The 22827-nt window shown below is 47.1% G+C and carries 20 protein-coding genes and 1 tRNA gene; 14 read left to right on the top strand and 7 right to left on the bottom strand.

The genetic code is table 11. The annotated features are described in order from the left end of the window. Positions 1 to 105: 105 nt before the first annotated feature. Positions 106 to 2136, bottom strand: a complete 2031-nt coding sequence (gene uvrB, locus CSW98_RS14250) for an excinuclease ABC subunit UvrB (protein WP_100801148.1) — start codon at positions 2134 to 2136, stop codon at positions 106 to 108. 561 nt (positions 2137 to 2697) lie between these two features. Between uvrB and CSW98_RS14255 the strand changes: the two genes are divergently transcribed. The 9 genes from CSW98_RS14255 (at position 2698) to gloA (ending at position 9860) form a co-directional block, all read left to right on the top strand. After that, positions 2698 to 2773: transfer RNA gene (locus CSW98_RS14255), tRNA-Asn, on the top strand. A gap of 171 nt (positions 2774 to 2944) precedes the next feature. Further along, positions 2945 to 3526 (top strand): electron transport complex subunit RsxA, encoded by a 582-nt coding sequence (gene rsxA, locus CSW98_RS14260; protein WP_100801149.1) that lies wholly within the window; start codon positions 2945 to 2947, stop codon positions 3524 to 3526. Continuing rightward, positions 3526 to 4110 carry an electron transport complex subunit RsxB gene (gene rsxB, locus CSW98_RS14265; protein ID WP_100801150.1) on the top strand — a complete coding sequence of 195 codons (585 nt, stop codon included), beginning with the start codon at positions 3526 to 3528 and terminating at the stop codon, positions 4108 to 4110. Before rsxA ends, rsxB begins: the two co-directional genes overlap by 1 nt. Before the next feature lie 2 nt (positions 4111 to 4112). Further along, on the top strand, positions 4113 to 6368 hold the full coding sequence (rsxC, locus tag CSW98_RS14270; protein ID WP_100801151.1) for an electron transport complex subunit RsxC: 2256 nt from the start codon (positions 4113 to 4115) through the stop codon (positions 6366 to 6368). Next, positions 6368 to 7414: an electron transport complex subunit RsxD gene (gene rsxD / locus CSW98_RS14275; RefSeq protein ID WP_100801152.1), complete on the top strand. Its 1047-nt coding sequence runs from the start codon at positions 6368 to 6370 to the stop codon at positions 7412 to 7414. Before rsxC ends, rsxD begins: the two co-directional genes overlap by 1 nt. Positions 7415 to 7423: 9 nt before the next feature. Further along, on the top strand, positions 7424 to 8059 hold the full coding sequence (rsxG, locus tag CSW98_RS14280) for an electron transport complex subunit RsxG (RefSeq protein WP_100801153.1): 636 nt from the start codon (positions 7424 to 7426) through the stop codon (positions 8057 to 8059). Further along, entirely contained in the window at positions 8059 to 8745 is a 687-nt protein-coding gene (locus CSW98_RS14285) for an electron transport complex subunit E (RefSeq protein ID WP_100801154.1), read from the top strand. The genes rsxG and CSW98_RS14285 overlap by 1 nt, the downstream gene beginning before the upstream one ends. Positions 8746 to 8778: 33 nt before the next feature. Then, positions 8779 to 9420 carry an endonuclease III gene (gene nth / locus CSW98_RS14290; RefSeq protein ID WP_100801155.1) on the top strand — a complete coding sequence of 214 codons (642 nt, stop codon included), beginning with the start codon at positions 8779 to 8781 and terminating at the stop codon, positions 9418 to 9420. Positions 9421 to 9443: 23 nt separating this feature from the next. After that, entirely contained in the window at positions 9444 to 9860 is a 417-nt protein-coding gene (gene gloA, locus CSW98_RS14295) for a lactoylglutathione lyase (RefSeq protein WP_100801156.1), read from the top strand. A gap of 37 nt (positions 9861 to 9897) precedes the next feature. Here gloA and CSW98_RS14300 read toward each other — a convergent pair whose 3' ends face one another. Next, positions 9898 to 10497 (bottom strand): VOC family protein, encoded by a 600-nt coding sequence (locus CSW98_RS14300; RefSeq protein ID WP_100801157.1) that lies wholly within the window; start codon positions 10495 to 10497, stop codon positions 9898 to 9900. Between the two features lie 232 nt (positions 10498 to 10729). Here CSW98_RS14300 and argS point away from each other — a divergent pair, with 232 nt between their 5' ends. Both argS and CSW98_RS14310 read left to right on the top strand, forming a co-directional pair. Then, a complete protein-coding gene (gene argS / locus CSW98_RS14305; RefSeq protein WP_100801158.1) occupies positions 10730 to 12463 on the top strand; it encodes an arginine--tRNA ligase in 1734 nt (577 codons plus the stop codon). A 23-nt stretch (positions 12464 to 12486) separates the two neighbouring features. Continuing rightward, entirely contained in the window at positions 12487 to 12912 is a 426-nt protein-coding gene (locus CSW98_RS14310) for an HIT domain-containing protein (protein ID WP_100801159.1), read from the top strand. A gap of 546 nt (positions 12913 to 13458) precedes the next feature. Here CSW98_RS14310 and yfbV read toward each other — a convergent pair. Then, positions 13459 to 13911 (bottom strand): terminus macrodomain insulation protein YfbV, encoded by a 453-nt coding sequence (gene yfbV, locus CSW98_RS14320; RefSeq protein WP_100801161.1) that lies wholly within the window; start codon positions 13909 to 13911, stop codon positions 13459 to 13461. 340 nt (positions 13912 to 14251) lie between these two features. Here yfbV and CSW98_RS14325 point away from each other — a divergent pair, with 340 nt between their 5' ends. Both CSW98_RS14325 and pta read left to right on the top strand, forming a co-directional pair. Continuing rightward, positions 14252 to 15448 carry an acetate kinase gene (locus tag CSW98_RS14325; protein ID WP_100801162.1) on the top strand — a complete coding sequence of 399 codons (1197 nt, stop codon included), beginning with the start codon at positions 14252 to 14254 and terminating at the stop codon, positions 15446 to 15448. Between the two features lie 112 nt (positions 15449 to 15560). Beyond that, positions 15561 to 17699, top strand: coding sequence for a phosphate acetyltransferase (gene pta / locus CSW98_RS14330; protein WP_100801163.1), 2139 nt, complete (start codon positions 15561 to 15563; stop codon positions 17697 to 17699). 79 nt (positions 17700 to 17778) lie between these two features. Here the strand turns inward: pta and CSW98_RS14335 are convergent, their stop codons facing one another. Beyond that, positions 17779 to 18645: a Tim44 domain-containing protein gene (locus tag CSW98_RS14335; protein WP_100801164.1), complete on the bottom strand. Its 867-nt coding sequence runs from the start codon at positions 18643 to 18645 to the stop codon at positions 17779 to 17781. A gap of 201 nt (positions 18646 to 18846) precedes the next feature. On the opposite strand from CSW98_RS14335, the gene CSW98_RS14340 reads away from it, so the two are divergent. Beyond that, a complete protein-coding gene (locus CSW98_RS14340; protein ID WP_100801165.1) occupies positions 18847 to 19440 on the top strand; it encodes a TetR/AcrR family transcriptional regulator in 594 nt (197 codons plus the stop codon). Positions 19441 to 19458: 18 nt separating this feature from the next. Here the strand turns inward: CSW98_RS14340 and menE are convergent, their stop codons facing one another. Genes menE through menB form a run of 3 tightly spaced genes read right to left on the bottom strand, consistent with a single transcriptional unit; the run spans position 19459 to position 22825 of the window. Further along, positions 19459 to 20895, bottom strand: a complete 1437-nt coding sequence (gene menE, locus CSW98_RS14345; RefSeq protein ID WP_100801306.1) for an o-succinylbenzoate--CoA ligase — start codon at positions 20893 to 20895, stop codon at positions 19459 to 19461. A gap of 22 nt (positions 20896 to 20917) precedes the next feature. Next, positions 20918 to 21907, bottom strand: coding sequence for an o-succinylbenzoate synthase (gene menC / locus CSW98_RS14350; protein ID WP_100801166.1), 990 nt, complete (start codon positions 21905 to 21907; stop codon positions 20918 to 20920). A gap of 51 nt (positions 21908 to 21958) precedes the next feature. Further along, the gene (gene menB / locus CSW98_RS14355) at positions 21959 to 22825 is read right to left on the bottom strand and encodes a 1,4-dihydroxy-2-naphthoyl-CoA synthase (protein WP_100801167.1); all 867 of its coding nucleotides are present in this window, start codon (positions 22823 to 22825) and stop codon (positions 21959 to 21961) included. Positions 22826 to 22827: the final 2 nt, after the last annotated feature.

Below are 22827 nucleotides of genomic sequence, written 5' to 3' on the forward strand. Positions count from 1 at the left end.
ATATAGCCAACAGGGTCCATTTCCTGTTGGCTCTTTTTTTCTGTGAACTAACCATTTATCGTAAGCTGACCATTTATTATCGCAGACCAGCCACCGGCTGTACGATTAACTATTGGCGATAAACTGCTTCCGCAATACATCAATCTGATCTCTTTTCTCTGCTGCCAGCTCAAACTCCAGATTCTGAGCATGCTGATACATTTCACCTTCCAGTTTCAGAATTTCCTTCTCCAGTTGCTGGGGAGTCAGTACGGTGTAATTTTGTGATGGTTCAGCCACTTTAGATAACGGAACCTGTTTTGATTTCTTCTGCCGTCTGGTTTTGGCAATATCACCGATCTCCAGAATATCCTGAACATTTTTTTTCAGAGCCTGTGGCTGGATCCCCATCTCTGCATTGTAAGCCTGCTGTTTCTCCCTGCGTCGCTGCGTCTCATCCATTGCTCTTTTCATTGAACCGGTTATCCGGTCAGCATACAGAATAGCCTTACCCTTCAGGTTTCGGGCAGCCCGGCCTATGGTCTGAATCAGTGACCGTTCGGAACGCAGGAAGCCTTCTTTATCCGCATCTAATATAGCAACCAGAGAAACTTCCGGCATATCCAGCCCTTCTCTGAGTAAGTTGATGCCGACTAATACATCAAACTCTCCCAGACGAAGATCCCGTATAATTTCCACCCGCTCAACCGTATCGATATCCGAGTGCAGATAGCGAACCCGCACATCATGTTCATGCAGATATTCGGTCAGATCTTCTGCCATCCTTTTTGTCAGTGTCGTCACCAGAACACGTTCATTATTCGCAGCCCGAAGCCTGACCTCAGACAAGAGGTCATCTACCTGTGTTGCAACAGGACGCACTTCGATTTCAGGATCTAGCAATCCGGTCGGCCTGACAACCTGGTCGGCCACTTCACCGGCGGATTTCTCCAGTTCGTAATTCCCCGGTGTTGCCGAAACAAAAATAGTCTGTGGTGCAAGGGATTCAAATTCATCAAACTTCAGCGGACGATTATCCAGTGCCGAAGGCAGACGGAAGCCGTATTCCACCAGCGTCTCTTTGCGGGATCGATCCCCTTTGAACATAGCCCCGATCTGTGGCACCGTCACGTGGGATTCATCAATAATCAACAAACCATCATGTGGCAGATAGTCAAACAGTGTCGGTGGTGGCTCACCTTCACTGCGCCCACTAAGAAAGCGTGAATAGTTTTCAATACCAGAACAAAAACCCAATTCATTCATCATCTCTATATCAAACTGGGTACGCTGGGTAATACGTTGCTCTTCCAGCAGTTTATTGTTATCCCGCAGATAGGTCTGGCGAGTTTTAAGTTCTTCTTTAATCTGCTCAATCGCCTCCAGAATTTTCTCTCTCGGAGTCACATAGTGCGTTTTTGGATAAATGGTATAACGCGGAAGATCACGCTGTTTAACGGCTCCGGTCAGCGGGTCAAAAATACTGATACCATCAATTTCATCATCAAACATCTCAATACGAACGGCATCCTGCTCCGATTCTGCCGGGAAAATATCAATCACTTCTCCCCGAACCCTGAACTGACCCCGTTCAAAGGTAACATCATTGCGTGAATACTGCAGCTCGGCCAGCCTGCGCAGAATATCCCGCTGATTAATCACATCGCCACGGCAAATGTGCAGCATCATCTGCAGATAGGAGTCAGGATCCCCCAGACCGTAAATAGCAGAAACAGAAGCAACAATAATGGCATCTTTACGCTCGAGCAGCGCCTTAGTTGCCGACAAGCGCATCTGTTCAATATGAGCGTTGATCGAAGCGTCCTTCTCAATAAAAGTGTCCGTCGTCGGGACATAAGCTTCCGGCTGATAGTAATCGTAGTAAGAGACAAAATACTCAACTGCGTTATTAGGAAAAAAAGCCTTCATTTCACCATATAACTGCGCGGCCAGTGTCTTGTTTGGAGCCAGCAGAATTGCCGGCCGTTTGGCTTGAGCTATCACATTGGCCAGAGTGAAGGTTTTTCCGGATCCGGTAACCCCCAACAAAGTCTGGTGCGCCAGACCACTATCCAGACCATCCAGAAGCTGAGCAATGGCCGTTGGCTGATCCCCGGAAGGCTGATAATCAGAGACCAGATCAAATTCTTTTTTCATACACTGTCTATCTATCGTTATTTGTCTGATGAGTCATTCTCCCTATTGTCAGATGATGCATCTTCAGGGGTCAACAAAAAATATTGATAATTCTGGGAGGAAGATTCCAGTTATTACTGGATTGTACAAAGAAAATCTGATATTGTTGCTGCCCTCTCGACGATAGCCTCTTGTTATTCCCCTTAATTTAATCCACTGCTTTTCCCCAAAATAGTGCAAATTTACCTGAAATTTATGTTGTTTATGATTTAATCAAATTTATACACAAGCAGAAAAGAACATACAAACACCTAAAAAAACAAATAGTTATAGAAAATATTTATTGAAGTTATCACTCTAATTTTACGTTTATTCATTTTGTTAAAGCACCATCAACACACTTATCCACAATTTTGGTGGATAACTATGACCACCCTTTTCTCTCTGCGGCGTACAGAAAAATCAATCTTTTTTTTTCAGATCCACCGGAAGTTTTTCTTCAGTTTAAATACTGAAAAATTTGTGCCGAAAGGGTAGATTTAGAAAAACGACACTGCTAGTATACGCACCACTTAAATCGATTCCCCCTTAGTTCAGTCGGTAGAACGGCGGACTGTTAATCCGTATGTCGCAAGTTCAAGTCTTGCAGGGGGAGCCACTTTTCAAAGGCCACGTTTTTACGTGGCTTTTTTGATCCTGCGACTTATTTGAAGCAGCAATTTTTTTGACGCTGTAATCAAATCACCGAAAACCCTATAGATGATAAGTTGTTATTCGTGATTCAAAGCACGATAATAAGAAGATAATTTAAATATAAGCCAAATAAGCAATGACTGAGTATCTCCTTCTGTTGATCGGCACTGTACTGGTTAACAACTTCGTTCTGGTAAAATTTCTGGGGCTGTGTCCCTTTATGGGGGTATCCAAAAAACTGGAAACCGCTATAGGGATGGGGCTGGCAACGACCTTTGTACTGACGCTGGCATCAGTATGCGCCTATCTGGTGGAAACGTATGTGCTTTCCCCTCTGGGAATACAGTACCTGAGAACCATGAGCTTTATTCTGGTCATTGCCGTAGTGGTTCAGTTTACAGAAATGGTGGTGCACAAAACCAGTCCGACCCTTTACCGCCTGCTCGGGATCTTTCTGCCATTGATTACCACCAACTGTGCCGTGTTGGGCGTGGCATTGCTGAACGTCAACGAAAACCATAATTTTATTCAGTCTATTATTTATGGCTTTGGCGCTGCTGTCGGCTTTTCTCTGGTACTGATCCTGTTTGCTTCTATTCGTGAACGTATCGCAGCCGCTGATGTACCCGGACCATTTCAGGGTGCATCTATTGCGATGATCACTGCCGGACTAATGTCTCTGGCCTTTATGGGCTTCACCGGACTGGTGAAACTATAATGCTGACTATACTCATCGCAATCGCAGTCATCGTCTGTCTGGCCGCTCTGTTCGGTGCCATTCTCGGTTTTGCTTCCATTCGTTTTAAAGTTGAAGCGGATCCGATCGTCGAACAGATCGACAGTATCCTTCCTCAGACTCAGTGCGGACAGTGCGGTTATCCCGGCTGTCGCCCCTATGCCGAAGCGATAGCGAACGGTGATGCTATTAATAAATGTGCCCCCGGCGGACAAGCAACCATTGTCAAGATCGCCGAGCTGATGGGGGTAGAGCCCGAGGGACCGGCACACGAAGAAGAACCGGTTAAAATGGTGGCCTTTATCCATGAAGATATGTGTATTGGTTGTACCAAATGTATTCAGGCCTGCCCGGTAGATGCGATTGCCGGCGGTACTAAATCACTGCACACCGTCATCAAAGCCGAATGCACCGGCTGCAAACTCTGTGTTGCGCCATGCCCAACGGATTGCATAGAAATGGTTCCGGTTCCGGTCACAACGGAAAGCTGGAAATGGCAGCTAAATACCATTCCGGTTGTCAATATTACAGAAACTGCCACCCAAGAAACCATGAATAAAGGATGAATATGCTGTCACTGATTGAAAAAATCCGCCATGGTTACCTCTGGGACTTTCATGGTGGTATCCATCCGCCAGAGAATAAACGGCAATCTGTTCAGCTTCCTGTCACTGAAGCGGCACTCCCGGATGAACTGATCCTTCCACTGAAGCAGCATATCGGCCGTCCCGGCGATCTGTGCGTCAGCGTTGGTGATACGGTTCTGAAAGGTCAGCCGCTAACCTCCTATACCGCAACCTTTATGCTGCCGGTTCATGCACCGACATCCGGAACAGTGACTGCAATTGAGCCAAGAATAACAGCACACCCATCCGGTCTGAGTGAGACCTGTATTATTATCCGGCCGGACGGAAAAGACACATGGACAGAGAAAACAGCTTATCCGGAATTCAGAAGCGAGTCACCGGAAACGCTTATCGAAGTGATCCGGCAAGCCGGTATCTCCGGTATGGGCGGTGCCGGTTTTCCGACCGCGAAGAAGATTCAGTCCGGTCTGGGGAAAACCAATATTCTGATCATCAATGCGGCAGAGTGTGAACCATATATTACCGCTGACGATATGCTGATCCGGGAAAAAGCGAATGAAATTGTTCAGGGTATTGATGTCCTGCAGCATGTCCTCACCCCTCAGTTGGTCATTATCGGTATAGAAGACAATAAACCTGAAGCCGTCAAAGCTCTGGAAGAGGCAGCCATCAACCATGATCTGGTTATCCGGGTTATTCCGACCAAATATCCATCTGGCGGAGAAAAACAGCTGATTAGGATCCTGACGAATCAAGAAGTCCCTAACGGGGGTATCCCGGCGGACATCAACATTCTGGTTCAGAATGTGACGTCAGTCTATGCCATAAAACGAGCCGTGATAGACGGTGAACCACTTATCCAACGAATTGTGACCCTGACAGGTAATGCATTCCGCTACCCGAGAAACGTTCAGGTCAGGTTGGGTACACCGGTACAGGCTTTGCTGGATGAGTTCAGTTACCAGCCGGAGAAAAAGTATCCGCGTCTGATTATGGGAGGCCCCATGATGGGCTTCACTCTGCCTGGACCAATGGTGCCGGTAACCAAAACCGCAAACTGCATTCTGGCTCCGGATCATAAAGAGATACCACTCTCTTCACCAGAAATGGCCTGTATTCGTTGTAGCCAGTGTGCAGATGCCTGCCCGATATCACTGCTTCCACAACAGTTACAGTGGTATGCAAAGGATCAGGATTATACAAAGTGTGAAGAACTAAATCTGTTTGACTGCATGGAATGTGGTGTCTGTGCCTATGTCTGTCCGAGTAATATTCCTCTAGTTCATTATTATCGTAAAGCAAAAGCTGAAATTAGAGAAAAACGGGCAGAAGCCAAAGCGGCAGAGCGGGCAAAACAACGCTTTGAAGAGAAGCAAGCCCGTTTGGAAAGAGAAAAAACCGAACGCGAGCAACGCAGCAGACAGGCAGCCGAAGATCGACGTAAAGAGATGCAGGCATCAGAGAATGGCGATGCTATTGCAGCGGCCATCGCCCGGGTAAAGGCCAAGCAAACCGAATCCGCCACACATTCAGAACCGAAATCAGCGGTAGCAGCAGCCATTGCCCGAGCCAAGGCGAAACAGGCTGAAGCGGCAAAAGCCAATATCACGGCACCGGACAATACAGAAATAGCAAAACTACGTGAAGAACGTAAACGTCAGGCTCAGCAGCGCAAAGCAGAAAAAGAGCAGCTGTTATCTGAAACGGCAGCCGGGACAGAACCAGCTTCCCCGGCGGTACCCAAAGAAGACAAAAAAACCGCCGTCGCAGCGGCCATTGCCCGTGCAAAAGCAAAAAAAGCACAGCAGGCTGACCCAGAAAGCAAGGAATCACAACCGGATCCGGAGGCAGAAACCGCAAGTACCCAAGCCCCGGTTGACCCGAAAAAAGCGGCCATTGCGGCGGCCATCGCCCGTGCAAAAGCAAAAAAAGCGCAGCAGGCTGACCCAGAAAGCAAGGAATCACAACCGGCTCCAGAGGCAGAAACCGCAAATACCCAAGCCCCGGTTGACCCGAAAAAAGCGGCCGTTGCAGCAGCCATCGCCCGTGCAAAAGCAAAAAAAGCACAACAGGCTGACCCAGAAAGCAAGGAATCACAACCGGCTCCAGAGGCAGAAACCGCAAATACCCAAGCCCCGGTTGACCCGAAAAAAGCGGCCGTTGCGGCGGCCATCGCCCGTGCAAAAGCAAAAAAAGCGGCACAGCAAGAACAACACACTAGTAAGGAGAAAGAGTAGTGGCCTTTTTTATTGCCAGCTCACCTCACACACATAGCAGAAAAAGTACCCCAGAGCTGATGAAATGGGTCGTGATTGCAGCACTCCCCGGCCTGCTTGCTCAGACCTACTTTTTTGGCTGGGGAACACTCATCCAGCTGATATTGGCATTTATTATTGCCGGTACCTATGAGTCGATCATCATGCTACTGCGTAAACGTTCACCATCCGGTGCATTACGTGATTACAGTGTGTTTGTTACCGCCTGGCTGCTGGCAGTCGCCATCCCTCCCCTGTCACCATGGTGGATGCTGGTTATTGGCTTATTCTTTGCCGTTGTGATTGCAAAACATCTGTATGGTGGCTTAGGGCAAAACCCATTTAATCCAGCGATGGTCGGCTATGTGGTGTTGCTTATCTCTTTCCCACTGCAAATGACCAGTTGGCTGATGCCCCAGATACTCAGTCCGGACAATATCAGTCTGAATGATGCCCTGATGTTGATCATCACTGGTTTCGACAGTGATGGCTACTCTCTGCAGCAGGTACGGGCAGGCATTGACGGGATCACAATGGCAACCCCTCTGGATGCATTTAAAACCGCAATAAAAGCAGGCTCATCTTCAGCAGAGGCGCTGGCACAGCCCCAGTTTTCCCGCTTCGCAGGGATCGGCTGGGAATGGGTGAATCTGGCCTATTTACTAGGTGGACTACTACTGATCAGAATGCGAATTATCCAATGGTATATTCCGGCAGCTATGCTGGGCAGCATACTCTTGTGCAGTGGTCTGGGCTATCTTCTTGTACCGGAAATCATTGCCAATCCTATACTGCACCTGTTCTCCGGAGCCACTATGCTGGGGGCTTTTTTTATTGCGACCGACCCGGTAACAGCTTCGACAACCATCAGAGGACGACTGATGTTCGGTCTGGTGATCGGTTGTGTGATGTTTATTATCCGGACATGGGGTGGTTTTCCCGATGGTGTCGCCTTCTCCGTTTTGCTGGCAAATATGACGGTTCCCCTGATTGATTACTACACCAAACCACGAACATACGGGCATTAAGGAACGATTATGTTAACCGCTATCCGAAAAAACGGGGTGACATTAGCCATCTTTGCCTGTGCATCTGCCGGGTTAGTCGCTATTACCCATTATCTGACAGAGGATCAAATCCGCTATCAGCAACAGGAGCGCTTAAAAACCACTCTGGATCAGGTTGTTCCTCTGTCTTTGCATAAAAATGAACTTTTTTCATCCTGCACTCAAGTTCAAGATGAACTGCTCGGCAGCCCTGAGCCTCTGCGAGCCTATATCGGCAAACACGCTGACGGCTCACCAGGGGCTATTGCCATCGAAGCAATTGCTCCGGATGGTTATAACGGCAGAATAAAGCTGATTGTCGGCATCCGTTATGATGGATCGATTACTGGCTCACGTATCCTTGAACATCAGGAAACCCCTGGACTAGGCGATAAAATCGATATCCGCATTACCGACTGGATTCTGGGTTTTACCGGTAAGAAAGTCACTGCCGATAATCAGGACAAATGGAAAGTGCGTAAAGACGGTGGTGAATTTGATCAGTTTACCGGTGCAACCATCACCCCCAGAGCTGTTGTCAAGGCCGTCAGAAATAGTGTGACTTTCTATAATCAGAACCGAGACACGCTCTTTGCTCAGCCACTCAACTGCGGAGGAGAAAACTAATGGATCACAGTCAGCTGTTTAAAGAAGGTATGTGGAAAAACAACCCCGCACTGGTTCAGTTGCTGGGGCTGTGTCCCCTTCTTGCCGTATCTTCGAGTGTGACAAACGCTCTGGGATTAGGTATTGCAACTACTCTGGTACTGGTTGGCTCCAACCTGACCGTTGCTCTGGTGAGAGATTATGTTCCCAAAGAGGTCCGTATTCCGGTATTTGTTATGATTATCGCCTCTCTGGTAACCTGTGTTCAGTTGCTGATGAATGCCTATGCTTACGGCCTGTATCTGTCTCTCGGCATTTTTATTCCACTGATTGTTACCAACTGCATCATTATCGGCCGTGCAGAATCTTTCGCATCCAAAAATGATCCTCTGCCGTCAGTACTGGACGGTTTATGGATGGGAATGGGAATGACCTCGGTACTATTTGTTCTGGGAGCTGTGCGAGAAATACTGGGTAACGGAACCCTGTTTGACGGTGCTGATCTGTTACTGGGTAACTGGGCCGCCTCACTAAGAACAGAACTGTTTGAATTTAATAATAACTTCTTGCTTGCTCTTCTGCCTCCCGGTGCCTTTATCGGTGTAGGTTTTATGATTGCCCTGAAAAACATTATTGACTCAAAACAGGCACAGATTGCTGCAAAGCAGAAGAAAAACGATATTGAGCATGTTAAAGTGGAGAGCTGAATAAAATAAAGTCAGAAACTGCTCAACACGCCTATGAATAATGCTAAACGAGTCGAAATATTAAAACGACTAAGAGAAAACAATCCCAATCCACAGACAGAGCTCAACTGGACAACCCCTTTTGAGCTTCTTATCTCTGTACTTCTTTCCGCACAGGCCACCGATGTCAGTGTAAACAAAGCAACAGCAAAACTTTACCCAGAAGCCAATACACCACAAAGTCTTCTGGCTCTGGGCGTTAGTGGTGTAAAAGAGTATATAAAAACCATTGGGCTGTTTAATTCGAAAGCGGAAAACATTATTAAAACCTGCCGGATCCTTCTGGAACAACACCATGGGGAAGTTCCTGAAGACAGGGCCGCACTGGAAGCCTTGCCAGGAGTGGGCAGAAAAACCGCCAATGTTGTACTAAATACTGCATTTGGCTGGCCAACCATCGCTGTTGATACCCATATATTCCGCGTCTCTAACCGAACTAAATTCGCAATGGGTAAAACCGTTGATGATGTGGAACAAAAGCTGTTAAAAGTCGTACCAAAAGAATTTAAACTGGATGTACACCACTGGCTTATACTGCATGGGCGTTATACCTGTATTGCACGGAAACCCCGCTGCGGCAGCTGTATTATAGAAGACCTCTGCGAGTATAACGCCAAAGTCTATCCTGACGAATAATTCCAATCCAAAGGGGAGAAATCATGGCAAACGGAAGAGTATTACACACCATGCTGCGCGTGGGTGATCTGGACAAATCTATCACGTTTTATACAGATGTTATGGGTATGAAACTGCTAAGAAAAAATGAAAATACGGCTTACGAATATACACTGGCTTTCGTCGGCTTTGGTGACGAATCTGAAGGTGCAGTTATCGAACTGACGTACAACTGGGGCACTACCGAATATGAAATGGGTACTGCCTTTGGTCATATCGCTATCGGTGTTGATGATATTTATTCGACCTGTGACACTATCAAAGCGGCTGGCGGAAATGTTACCCGCGAACCAGGACCGGTAAAAGGCGGCACAACCGAAATCGCCTTTGTAAAAGACCCTGACGGTTATATGATTGAGCTCATACAAAACAAACAGGCGGAAGCCGATCTGCAAGGATAATCCTCGCGATTCCGTAACACCCTGATGTATAAAACCATCAGGGTGTTTTTTCAGAATGCACAATATCTTCCAGACTATATAGATGCAGTTTTACACACATACCATCCCGCTTAAAAGCGACCGTCGGATTTGTCAGCCGTTCGCCCTCACCTTTCGGGCTGGATAATTTCGTCTCAATGCCCATTTCAGATAAAAACGCCCATTTTTTCCCTAATTCTGGAAACCGCTCTTTAAGTTCAGCCAGATACTCATCGGCTGTCCCAGCTTTTGAAGAAACAACAAATTCGACATGCTCCCAGCCCTGTTGCGGATAGATTTTTCCTTCTGCAGGATACGGCAGCTCAAGGCAATCGACAGACCATCCAGCAAGGCTCAGACTGTTTGTTAACTTAAAAATGATAATAGGTCTTCCGTTAATCTGCGTGGAAGAAATTTCATTTCCCTTTGTTTTCCATGCCTTATGTGCCAGCTCAGCCAGTGCCTGACTATTAATACGTAATGCAATATGGTCCGCCTGACACTCAGAAATGTCTAATCCCAATTGTAGTAATAAATCCGTTACCCGTTCACCAAATACCGGCAAACTGCTAAGCATCTGCTCTGGTGTTAACCCATAATCCTGTAACTGTTCATTCATCGCCCCATCCCCACGGTTAGCAAAACAATTTATATTACCGGACTTCCGCGGAAAATCCCTTGATCACACAAAAAAGAAAAAAAATCATTTTTTACTGGCTGTTAGCATGCGCCGGAAATTGATATAATCAGAACCATTTTTATGACCAGATAAAGTATGCCCTCCAGTTTATACCATCCGGTATCTGTCAATCTGCATACTAAGACAATTCGAAGAATTGAAGGAAACGCGTGTGAATATCCAAGCACTAATTAACGACAAAGTATCTCAGGCTCTGGAAACCGCCGGAGCACCAGCCGGAAGCCCTGCTGCTGTACGCCAGTCAGCAAAACCGCAATTTGGTGATTATCAGGCAAATGGGGTAATGGGTGTGGCTAAAAAACTAGGCACTAACCCCCGAGAATTTGCGCAGAAAGTACTGGATGTTCTGGATCTGGATGGTATTGCAAGCAAAACTGAAATCGCGGGACCGGGCTTTATCAATATCTTTCTGAGTGAAGAATTTCTGGCCCGGCAGGCAGAAACCGCTCTTACCGATGAACGTCTTGGTGTTGCAAAAGACGACGAAAAAACCATCGTTGTTGATTACTCAGCACCAAACGTAGCCAAAGAAATGCACGTTGGTCACCTGCGTTCAACAATTATTGGTGATGCCGTTGTCCGTACTCTTGAGTTTCTGGGTAACAAGGTTATCCGTGCGAATCATATCGGCGACTGGGGTACACAATTCGGTATGCTAATCGCAAACCTGGAGCGTGTTCAACAGGAATCCGGTAATGTTTCAATGGAAATTTCAGACCTTGAGGCATTCTACCGTGAATCAAAAAAACTGTATGATGAAGATGAAGCCTTTGCCGAAAAAGCCCGTAACTACGTGGTAAAACTGCAAGGTGGTGACCAGTACTGCAATGATATGTGGAAAAAATTGGTAGAAATTACAATGGAAACCAACCAGCGTAATTATGACCGCCTGAATGTGTCTCTGACCAATAACGACCTGATGGGTGAAAGCATGTATAACGACATGCTGCCGGGAATCGTTGCCGACCTGAAACAGAAAGGCATCGCTACAGAAGATGACGGTGCACAGGTTGTTTTCCTTGATGAATACAAAAACAAGGAAGGCGAACCTATGGGGGTAATTATCCAGAAACGTGACGGCGGATTCCTGTATACCACCACAGATATTGCCTGCGCAAAATACCGCTACGAAAAACTGGGGGCAGATCGGGTTCTGTACTTTATTGACTCTCGTCAGCACCAGCACCTGATGCAGGCATGGACTATCGTCCGTAAAGCAGGTTATGTGCCTGAAGAAGTAACATTAGAACACCACGCATTCGGTATGATGCTGGGTAAAGATGGCCGTCCGTTTAAGACTCGCGCCGGTGGTACTGTACGTCTGGTTGACCTGCTGGACGAAGCAGAAGACCGAGCCTACAAGCTGATTGAAAGCAAAAATCCGGAATTCAGCATAGAAGAGAAAAAAGAGATCGCAGAGACCGTTGCAATGGCTGCCGTAAAATATGCCGATCTGTCCAAACACCGTACAACCGATTACATCTTTGACTGGGACAATATGCTGGCATTCGAAGGCAATACAGCACCTTATATGCAATATGCCTATACCCGTGTTGCTTCTATTTTTGCCAAAGCAGGGATTTCAATGGATCAGCTTACCGGAGATATCCGTATTACTGATGATAAAGAAAAAGCGCTGATCGCTAAGCTGCTGCAGTTTGAAGAAGCGGTTCAGTCTGTAGCACGCGAAGGTCAGCCGCATATCATGTGTGGTTACCTGTTTGAACTGGCCGGTCAGTTCTCCAGCTTCTACGAAGCATGCCCGATTCTGGTCGCAGAAGATGAAACCGTGAAGCAAAGCCGCATGAAACTGGCCGCACTGACAGCGAAAACGATCAAACAAGGTCTGTCGCTTCTGGGGATCAACACTCTGGAACGTATGTAATCATCTGATACTGAGGAATACTCATGGCATTTACACTACACCCAAGACTTGAAAGTGATACAAGCCTGATTGGTGAATTGTCGCTTTGTATGGTTTTACTGAACAAAGATGCCAGTGTGCCATGGGTGATCCTGGTGCCTAAAGTAGACAGGGTTCGTGAAATCCATCACCTGTCGCTGCAAGATCAGCAACAATTTTTGCTCGAAAGCCAGTTGGTCAACCGCTCACTGGAAAAACTTTTTATGCCAGATAAGCTTAATTTCGGCTCTCTGGGAAATCTGGTTCCCCAGTTGCATATCCACCATGTTGTCCGCTATATTTCTGATGAAGCATGGCCGGGGCCTATCTGGGGAAATACCGCAGGAAAGCAAAGAAACGAGGCGGAACAGGAGCAGCTTATTACGTTGATCCGAAAAGAATTGTCCAAAGATCATAACTTCCGTTTTTAATCGACAGAAGTAAATTTGAAAAAGCGCTGGATAGAAATATCCAGCGCTTTTTTTATCTCCGAAACCAGTCCCTTTCATTCATCCTGTCATAATCAGCCGATCTCTCGCCAAAACTTCCGTCAAACACGTCAAAAACATAACGTGGAAAACGTTAATTACCTAACTTGGTAATAATAATGACAGCCCATAAGCTCAAAACAAGATTCTCAATAAAATTGAGATAAAACAATAGCTTAAAATAACAACTCTGAATGTGTCGTATTTCTTATATCAACTTGTCGTTATTTTTATAAATAAAATGGGCCAGTAAATCTATAGTCTGCACATCGCAGGAAACCTTCCTGTATGAATTCCAGAAGTGGTGTGGTTTCGACCATACCACTCCGGCAGCAAGCAAAGGTGTCCTTGGCACCCGTGGTGTGGTCCCCCGGCCATACCACGTTTTTTTTGCCTCTCAACCAAGCAAACACCGTTATCCACCCAAATAAAAACGCAGCTTTCATTCAGAACAGCTGCGCTTTGAATATCTCGATATGATATAGCTGGTCAGAACCAGCGTTCCAGTACTGTTTTATCCAGCTGCCGAAAAGCTCTGTTCAGAATTTTTGCTAACTCTTTATACCGTGGCTGTGATTTAACCGGCTCCAGTGCAATACCGGACTCTGTGATCTTCTGATGCAGCTCTCGGTACCACCCCGCCAGCGCAGGAGGAAGTTGTGTATTAGAGCGGTTTCCTAACCACCAGACTCCCTGCAGTGGCAAACTGATAGCAAACAAGGCTACCACAATAGACTGAGGCAATGCCTGTTGATTATGAAAGACCATCTGCGTTAAAACACCGATGGCCGCAACAGCAGGCATAACTTTAATACCGAACCTTGTTGCCCTGATGATGCGATTTTCCGGGAAAATCGGTGACAACTCTTTTCTCACCGGCCAGATTTCCATGTATTTCTGGCCATCTTTCAAACTGTGAACCAGTCCGGGGTGACTCCTCATATACCGACCTCTCACTAAAAAAAAGTTGAAGAATTCAACAGAAAGTGCAAAAACTTTGACAAAAGTTAATATTCACTCAAAAATTTTTTGTTATCTTGGGTCATTATCGTTATCCTTTGCAGACCCTCAATGTCATTGTTGACCTTATTTACAGATTAGGCAAATTAATGACGTTCTTTGCAAGGAATATAAGCAGAATCACACCAAAAGTGTGATAACAAAGCAATAGGAATGCTAAACATTTCTCAAGTTCTTAGTAAAATGCTTAGCCAAAAGCAACTAAGCTTGTGATTTTTCAATTAACACGATAATTACTCAGACGATTACAGGTAACCAACACATGTCTAAGCTGGTTTTAGTTTTAAACTGCGGAAGCTCCTCCCTGAAATTTGCCATTGTAGATGCAGCTACTGGTGACGAACATTTAACAGGTCTTGCTGAATGTCTTCACCTTCCGGAAGCTCGTATCAAGTGGAAACTGGATGGCAAACACGAAGCTCAACTGGGTGATGGCGCGGCTCATGACGAAGCACTGCAGTTCATTGTAGAAACTATTCTTGCTTCTAAGCCAGAACTTGCCGAACAGCTGAAAGCTATCGGTCACCGCGTTGTACACGGCGGCGAACAGTTCACTCAGTCAGCACTTATCGATGAAACTGTACTGCAAGGTATTGAGAATGCAGCAAGCTTTGCACCACTGCACAACCCGGCACACATCATCGGTATTAAAGCAGCTCAGAAAGCTTTCCCTGCACTGCAAAACGTTGCTGTATTTGACACTGCATTCCATCAGACTATGCCGGAAGAAGCATTCCTATACGCACTGCCATACAAACTATACAAAGAACACGGCATCCGTCGTTACGGTGCGCATGGTACTTCTCACCTGTTCATCACTCGCGAAACCGCTGAGCGTCTGGGTAAACCAGCTAACGAACTGAACATCATCAACTGCCACCTGGGTAACGGTGCATCTGTTTGTGCAATCAAGAACGGTCAGTCTGTAGATACATCTATGGGTCTAACTCCTCTTGAAGGTCTGGTCATGGGTACTCGTTCTGGTGACATGGATCCAGCGATCATCTTCCACCTGCACGATACTCTGGGTTACTCAGTAGAAGACATTAACACTATGCTGACTAAAGAGTCTGGCCTGCTTGGTCTGACTGAAGTAACTTCTGACTGCCGCTTTGTTGAAGACAACTACGGCGAAAAAGAAGAAGCAACCCGTGCGATGGATGTGTTCTGTCACCGTCTGGCTAAATACGTCGCTGGCTACACTTCAACACTTGATGGTCGTCTGGACGCTATCGTATTTACTGGTGGTATCGGTGAAAACTCTGCACCAATTCGTGAGATGGTACTAAACCGTCTTGGCGTATTCGGTATTGAAGTTGACAGTGAAGCAAACCTGAAGGCCCGTTTCGGTGGCGAAGGTGTTATCACCACTGCTGACAGCCGTATCCCAGCAATGGTCATTTCAACTAATGAAGAATTGGTCATCGCAGAAGATACAGCTCGACTGACAAATATCTAATTTAAGAATCACTGGCTAACGAAAGTTAGCCAGTTTTGTATTGGGGCCCAATAAAATTCATAAGAACCGTTGGGCTTTCTTTTCTCCGGATAATTTAGAAGGTAATCTAAGAATGTCCCGAACTATCATGCTTATACCTATCAGCGCTGGTGTTGGTCTTACCAGCGTTAGCCTGGGTGTAATTCGCGCGATGGAGCGTAAAGGCGTCAGTGTTTCGTTCTTTAAGCCTATTGCCCAACCACGCCACGGTGGCGACCAGCCTGACCTGACTTCCACCATTATCGAAGCCAACAGCGATGTCAAAACCGCCGAACCCATTCAGATGTCCAAAGCAGAAGAGCTTCTGGGTAATGAACAGATGGATGTACTGCTGGAAACCATCGTTGAACGCTATAATCAAATCAACAATTCTGCGGTTACTCTGATCGAAGGTCTGGTTCCTACCCGTAAGCACCCATTTGCTAATCAGGTGAACTACGAAATCGCCAACACGCTTGGTGCTGAGATTGTATTTGTTGCCACACCGGGTACATACAATCCAACGCAGTTGAAAGAGCGTATTGAAATTGCAGTCTCTAACTTCGGCGGCACGAAGAACAAAAACATCTCTGGTGTCATTGTTAATAAACTGAATGCCCCGGTGGATGAAGAAGGCCGCACACGTCCTGACCTGTCAGAAGTATTTGACGAAGCAGACAGCGCCCTGAAAACAAACACAGATGTGATGGAAATCATCAACTCCAGTCCTATCCGTGTACTGGGTTGTGTGCCTTGGAATATCGAGCTGATTGCTACCCGAGCTATCGATATGGCGAAACACCTGAAAGCCGAAGTTATCAACGAAGGTGATCTGAATACCCGCCGAATCAAGAGCATCACGTTCTGTGCCCGTTCTCTGCCACACATGGTTGAGCACTTTAAGCCTGGTTCACTGCTGGTAACATCGGCTGACCGTCCGGACGTTATCGTTGCCGCTTCTCTGGCTGCAATGAATGGCGTAGAAATCGGTGCCCTGCTGCTGACTGGTGGCTATGAAATGTCCGACAAGGTTGCTGATCTGTGTCAACGCGCATTTGCAACCGGCCTGCCGGTATTTTCTGCTGAGGGTAACACATGGCAGACATCTCTGAATCTGCAAAGCTTCAGCCTTGAGGTTCCTGCCGACGATAAGCAACGTATCGAATTTGTTAATGACCACGTTGCACGCCATATTGACGGTCCATGGATCGACTCTTTGGCAGAAAGTACTCAGGAAATTCGCCGTCTGAGCCCACCAGCATTCCGTTATCAGCTGACTGAACTGGCTCGTAAAGCAGGTAAACGTATCGTGCTTCCTGAAGGTGATGAACCTCGTACCGTTAAAGCTGCTGCTATCTGTGCTGAACGTGGTATAGCAAACTGTGTGCTGCTTGGTAACCCTGACGAAATCCGTCGTGTTGCAGAACAACAAGGTGTAGAGCTGGGTGCTGGTGTTGAAATCATCGATTCAGACAAAGTTCGTGAAAACTATGTTGCCCGTCTGGTAGAGCTGCGTGCTAAGAAAGGCATGACAGACATTGTTGCCCGTGAAAAACTGGAAGATTCAGTATTCCTGGGTACAATGATGCTGGAAAGTGGCGAAGTCGACGGTCTGGTTTCCGGTGCCGTTCACACCACAGCGAACACTATCGTTCCTCCGTTCCAGATCATCAAAACAGCACCGGATACGTCGATTGTATCGTCTATCTTCTTTATGCTGCTGCCTGATCAGGTTCTGGTATATGGTGACTGTGCAATTAACCCGGATCCAACAGCAGAACAACTGGCTGAAATCGCTATCCAGTCTGCTGATTCAGCGAAAGCATTCGGTATCGACCCTCGTGTAGCAATGATCTCCTACTCAACCGGTACTTCCGGTAAAGGTGCTGACGTAGACAAAGTTCGTGAAGCCACTGAGCTGGCAAAAGCGAAGCGTCCTGATCTGGTTATCGATGGACCGCTACAGTATGATGCCGCTATCATGGAAAACGTGGCTGCTTCTAAAGCACCAGGTTCTCCTGTTGCAGGTAAAGCAACTGTATTTGTATTCCCTGACCTGAACACAGGTAACACGACTTACAAAGCAGTACAGCGCTCTGCGGATCTGGTTTCTATCGGTCCAATGCTGCAAGGTATGCGCAAGCCTGTTAACGACCTGTCTCGTGGTGCTCTGGTTGACGATATCGTCTACACCGTTGCGCTGACAGCTATTCAGGCTGCACAAGCCGAGTAATTTTTGTCACAGACAGTATAAAGAAAGCCCGTAAGTTTTTAGCTTACGGGCTTTTTAGTGACAATAGGTTTATTGTTTTTTAAGACCCTTGAATACCCACAATCAGCCATGGTGCATTAGGAACTGTCAGGTCACGCTCCAGATGCCAGACATCGTCAATATCTTCTTCAACGCCTTCTACAATATCTCTGTAGCGACCTTTAAACTGCAGACTTAACTGCGCATGTGAAGCATCATAGTCAGCACGCACAATCTCAGCATCAATATACATCACATCCGTATGCTGTTCTCCCTGAAGCTGAGCCCGTTCCGCTTGCAGATCATCAAACAACTCTGGCGAAACATACTCCTGAATCGTATACAATTCATTGTGGTTCCAGGCTCCCTGTATAATACGGTAATGTTCTCTGGCGCCATTAATAAAGGCAGACTGATCGAATCCTGGTGGATAATTATGCGGTACATCGCTGTGACCTGTCGAGCCGAACCCCGCCGATAATGGCTGTTCAAAGCTCTGAACATCCGGCTGGTGAGGAGTGGACTGGCGATCAGCACCAGAATAGGCATACCCTCTCTGCTGGTTCATACTGCCGGCCTTAGCCCCCAGCATGCCGCGCATAAGCTTAAAAATAAAATAGGCAATAAGACCAATCACAAGGATATCCATAAACTGAATACCATTAAATGCCCCGCCAAAAAAAGCAGCCAGCAGGCCACCGGCAAGTAAGCCTCCAAACAATCCCCCCAACAAACCGCGCCTGCCGCTGGTCTGGGTTGCCTTCGGCTTATTAATCGTGCTGGTATTGGTGACTTTCTGTTTCGGCGCCGGGGCAGTTTTAAACAGTTTACCGAACGACTTTCCCCCACCGAATCGCTTTGCTTCTGCGGCTGGTGTCACCGCCACAGACAACATAAGCAAAGCGACAATTGCAAAAATTCGTTTCATCATTTTCCTTTTAATAGACTACAGAGCAGACTCATCTTACCGTTATCAGCCAGAGAAACAAACCTATATATTTTCAGATATTTCAGTCAATTATTTTATATCTGAAACAAGCTGAGCTTATAAACTGCTTACGGTTAACAGGTTGACGATAATATATCCGACCAATACAATTTGAACATTGTTCATTTAATCATACAAACTATGGCACGCAGGAACGATCATACCCGGGACGAACTTATCGCTCTGACGCTGAATACAGTGAAAGACTTCCTTTCCTCACACTCTTACCATGAGTTAAGTCTGCGCAAGATTGCAGGAATGATCGGCTATGTACCCAGTACTCTGGTTAATGTTTTCGGCAATTATGACCTGTTACTGCTGAATGTTGTCGCACAGACAGTGGATGAGCTGCAGGAAGCTTCCCTTGCAGCCATAAAGCATACGCAGGATCCTCGTCAGGCTCTGTATGAGCTGGCACTGTGTTATCACGCCTTTGCAAAAAAGAATCCGTATCGCTGGCAACTTATCTTTCAGCATAACCTGCATGGTGAATCACTTCCCGACTGGCAGTCTGAACGCATTAAATCCATGACGGGGATGCTGGAAAATCTGATCGAACAACTGGCCCCGGAACGTTCAGAGAAAGAGCGTCTGGAAGCCAGCAGAGTGTTATGGGCAGGTGTCCACGGCATTACACTACTGAGTGTGGACAATATGTTCTATACCTCAGCCCCCATCAACGGTAAAAAGCTGATCATCAACCTGCTGGAAAACTATCTGCAGGGCTGGCAATAGCGTCAAAAGAGATAAACCTTATATTTTTACCCGGCTGAAATAGCGGTGGTTAGCAAAAAACCATTGATTAACAGCCTGCCGGGCAACCTTAATGCCTTCGGTACTCATGAGCTCCGACGGCAACTGGTAGTAGGCAATCGGCCATTTATATTTTTCCAACTGCCCTGCCAGATAATTCTCCAGATGCAGCTTTTCCGGCATCCGGTCACAAGCCAGTATGGCAACGGGACGGGCACCAAATTCGCTGTCAGCAACCGGTATAACCACAGCACAGTGAATGTCAGGCAGCTCATTAAGCACCCTTTCAATCGATTCACAGTGAATATTCTCCCCTCCGGATACAAATAGGTTGTCTTCCCTGCCCAGAACTCTCAGCTCTCCATTCAACCAGTCACCAAGATCTTTGGTATTGAACCAGCCATCGTGGGTCAACGGCGTCAGCTTCCCTTTCCGGTAATAGCCAGAAGCCAGAGTTTTTCCGCCAATATAAATATGCTTACCGTCTATTTTCAAATCCCTGTTGGGCAGGATTTCGCCCACGCCCTCCTGCCCGTCAGCAATTTTAGCCGTCACCGTCGAGGCCGATTCGGTCATACCGTACCCCAGCCAGGTTTCGATACCCTGTTCACGAGCCTGTTGTGCCAAACTGACCGGTATACGGGCACCGCCCAACAGCACATGAGTCAAAGGTAGCTTCACCCCTTTTTCCAGTAAACGTTGCAACTGAGTAGGCACCAGAGAAGCATGCGTGGCTCCCTGCAGATCGGCCTGCAAATCCTTGCCTTCACCAATAATCAGTCGCGCTCCGCTAAACAGCCAGCGCCAGACAATAGCCAGCCCGGAAACATGGTACATGGGCAGACTAAGCAACCAGCTATCTGATGGGGAAAAATGTAGCGTTTGCAATAAGCCTTCAGCGGATGCAATATGCTGAGAAGCACTGTGGGCAACAGCCTTAGGTTCAGCCGTAGAGCCCGAAGTGAACACGATACTGGCCAGATCCAGCGGATGGTTATGAAACGCTTCGCCCCAGTCTATATGACGGAAAAAGGAGGTCGATAAATCCACAGGAGACCAACCGGAAAACGTAACTTTCTGCTGTGAAGTCATATGTTCCATAACCTTGCCATGGCCTTTCCCCAGCCAGACCCGATCGGTTCCAAGCACATTTAATTTGGCTTCCAGCCGGGAAAATGGCTGAGGTGCCAATAGTGCACATAAGGCACCAATATTCAGACAGGCAAGATACAGCAGCAGCAGCTCAACCGAATTTTTGGACACGGCTGCAACGACATCGCCATTATCGATGTCCTGTTCACGCAGACACTGACTCATATTATGTACAGCATCATCCAGATGAAACCAGGTAACCTCAGAAGTTGCACTCTTTAATGCGATCGCATCCGGGCGCTCTCTGGCCCATTTTCTGACCAGACGGTATAAATCCTCTGTCATATCTTCCTGCCTTGTCATCGTCTTAGCTGCTCCAGACCAACTCCTGATCCGTCAATGATTGAAGCGGCAGTTCACATTCAGGCCATGGAACTTCAAGCTGTGCCTGATAAAAACGCATGGTATCCAGCCCCGGGATCTGCTCCGGCGTCAGCCATTTTGCCATTCTGGCCAATTGGTTTAGTGCCAGACTGGATTCAATCGCAGAGCTGATCACCACACCCATTCCCTGCTTCCTCGCCTGCTCGACCAGAGAAATACAACGCGGTACTGATCCAATCAAAGTCGGCTTAATCACAATCACTTTCGCTCCGGTCAACTGCTCCAGATGAAAATCCGGATTATTAACAGCCTGTTGCAAGGTTTCATCCCACGCAATTGCAATACCGGTATCAATAGCAAATGAAAAACTTTTTCCCGGTTCCTTACACGGCTCTTCCAGGTACTCTATCCGATGACGAAAAGACGGATTAATATAACTGGCAAATTTTCCTGCCTGTTCAGCCGTCCAGCTACGGTTGGAATCAAGTCGCAGCATAAGTTGCGGCATACTTTCCAGAAAAAGATTAACGATCATCCCATCACGGATAGGCTCGTACATACCAACCTTAACTTTTGCTACTTTTCGTTCGCTGGGAATTTTTTCCAACAGCGGCAGCATGCCATCAGGGTCACCAGTGCATAGCGGAGCTGCGAAGTAATTACCTTCCTGCGGCAGTTCTCCTTTCAGTTCACACACAGCCATCGACAGGGCAAATGCAACGGAAGGATACAACTCATCATAAGAAAGTTCGGCTCCGTTAACCCATAACTCCAGTTGCGCCTGAGCCTGTTGCCCGGCTTCCTCTGCAGTTTCACTGCTAAAGCCGGGAAGCGGAGCAATCTCTCCGTATCCGGTCCGGCCATCGTCAGTCAGAGCAGCAATCCAGCCTTCCCGCTCTGTTAACTTGTTATCACGTAAAATAAATCCGCTATCCATTGGTAACCGGTAGCGGTATAACTTTGCTTGACGCATAGTAATGTTTCTCTTTGTTCTTATTTTGTAGGATAGATTCTTATCTGTGTTCTACGGATTTCGCGGAAACTTAGAAAAGTCCGGACGCCGCTTTTCATTGAATGAATTACGTCCTTCCTGTCCCTCTTCTGTCATATAGAACAGCATGGTTGCATTACCAGCCAATTCCTGTAATCCTGCCTGCCCGTCGCAATCGGCATTCAGAGCGGCCTTCAGACAACGCAATGCCATCGGACTGTGCTGTAAGACTTCCCGGCACCAGCGTATGGTTTCTTTTTCCAGAGCATCAACCGGCACAACGGTATTCACCAGCCCCATATCCAGTGCTTCCTGAGCATCATAAAAACGGCACAGGAACCAGATTTCACGGGCTTTCTTCTGTCCGACGATACGAGCCATATAAGAAGCCCCCCAGCCACCATCAAATGAGCCGACTTTGGGTCCGGTCTGACCAAACTGGGCATTTTCTGCAGCGATAGTCAGGTCACACATCATATGCAGCACGTGGCCACCACCAACGGCATAACCGGCAACAGAAGCAATAACCGGCTTAGGGCAGGTTCGGATCTGACGCTGAAAATCCAGCACATTCAGATGATGCGTTCCTTCTTCATCCCGGTAGCCACCGTAATCGCCACGAATTTTCTGATCACCGCCGGAACAGAAAGCTTCATCCCCCAGGCCGGTCAGAATAATAACGCCCACACCTTCGTCATAACGTGCATCCGCCAGAGCTTTCAGCATCTCACTGACGGTCTGAGGGCGAAAAGCATTGCGTACCTGAGGACGGGCAATAGTAATCTTTGCGATTCCATCTTCAGATTTGTGATAAAGGATATCTTCATAGTCGGAGCTGCAATCGCTCCAGTTTACCGGCGCATAGAGTTCTTCTTCAGTAATACCAACGGTTCTTGCCATGA

It is taken from the genome of Vibrio sp. HA2012, assembly GCF_002812955.1.
GTDB lineage: Bacteria > Pseudomonadota > Gammaproteobacteria > Enterobacterales > Vibrionaceae > Vibrio.